Here is a 2,772-nt window from a genome sequence, read left to right as displayed (position 1 = left end):
GGGTGCCGAGATCGAGCAACGGGGTCACTTTGTCGCCCCAGCGCAGAAACATCTCGCGGTCCGCGGGCGGGAAGCCGAGCATGTCGGCGATGATCGCGATCGGCACCCTGGCCGCGAAATCGGTGATCAGGTCGACCGAGCCGTTCGCGGGCATCGCCCCGAGCAGTTCCGCGGTGACCACCTCCACGCGCTCGCGCAGCCGAGCGATAGCGCGCGGGGTGAACGCCGACGCCACCGGCTTGCGCATCCGGGTGTGCTCCGGCGGGTCGAGGACCAGCATCGACGGCGGCTCGACCGGGTTGGGCGGCACCGTGACCACCTCGGCGAGCTTGCGCCACGCGGCGGGCAGCTCCGCGTTGAGCGCAGGGCGCACACCGAATTCAGGGGCACGCAGAATCGCTCGGACCTGCGCGTGATCGAACGTGGCATAGGACACCGACGTCTTGATCAATCCGCCGCGACCACGCAGTTCATCGATCAGCGGATACGGATCGTGCAGGCCCTGCTGACCGCTGAGCAACGTCGAGAACGGATCGCCGCGACGCGCCTGCCAGCGAAGAATCGCGCGCGGCGCCCCGTGTTCGGCCGACCATCGAACCCAGTATTTCGCAATCATCGCCACCCCTGCCACTCTGCCGAAGTCTTGCTTCCACAGTACGGACGGGGTGTGACACGCGACACGTCCCCCAGGTGGACCCGAACCTATACCTGGGTAGGAGTCAGCGCCGGACGGTCACCTTCTCGGTGACGACCCGATGTTCGACACCGGCGGGATCGGGATTGACGACCTGCACCAGCGAGGCCCCGGCGAACAACACCGCGACGAAGCCGTCGATCAGCTCCTCCACCGTCTCCCACGGCGTACTCGACAGCACTCGGTCGCCAGCGGAAAAATCCTGCAGCGCAGCGGATTTCCGGGCCATCGTCAGCACTTCCGGCACCGAGAGGCCGTCGAGCGCGGCCCGAAATCCACCGGGCAGGAACTGATCGCCGTGCACGCGCACCGCGGTCGCGAAGTCGGTGACTCCGACCGGCAGGTCGCGCACCGGCGTCCCCATGGCGTCCAGCGACAGCACCGCCACCTCGTCGACACCGTCGGCGTCGTCGAGCCGGTCGGGCGTGACCAGCGCGAGGTCGGCGTCGGGATCGGGCGTGAGCACCACCTCGGTGCCGGCCCACCAGCAACCGAGCAGCACCGCGGCGGTCTGCCAGTGCGCGGGCAACAGCACCGCGACCCTGGCGCCCGGGGTGAGCGCGAATTCGTCGCGGATCAGGTTCGCGGTCTTGGCGGCCCAGTTGGCCAGGGTCAGCCCGGACAATTCGATCCGCGCACCGGTGGCGTCGTCGTACCAGGTGACGCGTGGTCCGGCGGGATCACGTTCGAGAATGGGGTCGAGGAGGGCGTCGGTCAGGGTCGAATTCGGCTCACGCATGGGTCAATTCACACATTTCGGTCCGTTCTGGCCTGCGTCGATCGGCGGGGCGGGCGGTATCGGTGTCGCGGTCGCCGAGGATGTCGCGTCGAGATCGAACATGCCTGCCGCGGCCGAGCCGGGACCAGAATAGTCGCTCGCCAACACCACGCTCACTGTATCCGCCGACACCGTCTTGTCGGCGACCACCGTCAAGCCACCCAGCGCCTGCGCGACCGCCGCCGCCTTCGGGTCGTCGGCGTCGGCGGCCAGCACGCGGCTCGAGCTCACGCTGCCGCCGGTGTAGTTGCCGACCGTGCCTTCCCGGAATCCCTTTCCCGTCAGGGCCGTGGACACCTTGCCCGCGAGTCCGGTGGCGCCGCCCGCGTTGAGCACGTTCACCGTCACGGTCGAGGTATCGATCTTCGGAGCGGTGTCTTCCTCTTCCTTCTTCTCCTCCCCCACCAGACCCGCGACGAACCTCTGCACCGTCTTCGGGTCGACCTTCACCACCGACTCTCCGGCCGAGGTCATGCTGTTGAGGTCGGAGACGGGAATGGTCTCGAACTCCACCTTGCCGCCGGACAGATCCTTGAGCTGCTGTAGGAAGGCCAGCACGTCCCAGTCGTCGTCGAGCACGACGGTGCGCCCGACCGCCTCGCTGATCTCGCTGAGCTTGCCCGGATTGGCCAGGGTCTTGGCGTTGAGCAGCTGGCCGACCAATTGCGCCATGAACACCTGCTGACGCACGATCCGGTCGATGTCACCGCGTTCGAGATCGTGGCGCTGGCGCACGAAACTCAATGCCTCCTGACCGTCCAGCCGCTGACGCCCGGCCGGGAAGTCCGCGCCCGACATCGGTTCGTCCACCGCCTGGTTCAGGCACACCTCGACCCCGCCCACCGAGTCGGTGAGCAGCACGAAGCCGAGCAGGCTCACCTCGGCGTAGTGATCGACGGTGATGCCGGTCAGGGTCGCGACCGATTTGATCAGCGCCTGCCTGCCCGCCTTGGTCGACTCACGCTCGGCCTCGGCCTCGGACTTGCCGTCGGCGAGCAGTTCGGCGCGTTCGGCCTCCTTGGTCGAGCCGTACGCGGAGTTGATCTTGGCCTTGCCCTGGCCGCCGACATCGACGTAGGAGTCGCGCGGGATGGAGATCGCGGTGGCCGAGCGGCCGTCGTTGGGCACGCGGATCAGCACGATGGTGTCGGTGTTGGTGCCCACCTCGTCGCCCGCGTGCAGCATCGCGCGTTCGGCGTTGGTGAGTGGATTGCCGTGTGCGTCGGTGCGGCTGTCGACGCCGACGAGCAGGATGTCGACAGCGCCGTCGCGCTCGCCGCCGAGGCCGAGGCCGCCGATC

At 68.2% G+C, this 2,772-nt stretch carries 2 protein-coding genes and 1 pseudogene; all 3 read right to left on the bottom strand.

The annotated features are described in order from the left end of the window. Positions 1–616: pseudogene (locus tag ACFWF3_RS31235) on the bottom strand (cytochrome P450); the annotation flags it as partial. A gap of 103 nt (positions 617–719) precedes the next feature. Beyond that, the gene (locus ACFWF3_RS31230; RefSeq protein ID WP_379317333.1) at positions 720–1,433 is read right to left on the bottom strand and encodes a TIGR03089 family protein; all 714 of its coding nucleotides are present in this window, start codon (positions 1,431–1,433) and stop codon (positions 720–722) included. A gap of 3 nt (positions 1,434–1,436) precedes the next feature. Beyond that, a partial coding sequence (locus ACFWF3_RS31225) for an LCP family protein (RefSeq protein ID WP_379317331.1) occupies positions 1,437–2,772 on the bottom strand: 1,336 nt, incomplete at its 5' end.

The organism is Nocardia sp. NPDC060220 (assembly GCF_042727815.1).
Classification (GTDB): domain Bacteria; phylum Actinomycetota; class Actinomycetes; order Mycobacteriales; family Mycobacteriaceae; genus Nocardia.
This window is presented reverse-complemented; position numbering and strand designations above follow the sequence as displayed.

What these genes read in the sequence shown, in the direction of transcription:
- ACFWF3_RS31230 (WP_379317333.1), bottom strand. Translation starts at nt 1,433, where the DNA reads ATGCGTGAGCCGAATTCGACCCTGACCGACGCCCTCCTCGACCCCATT.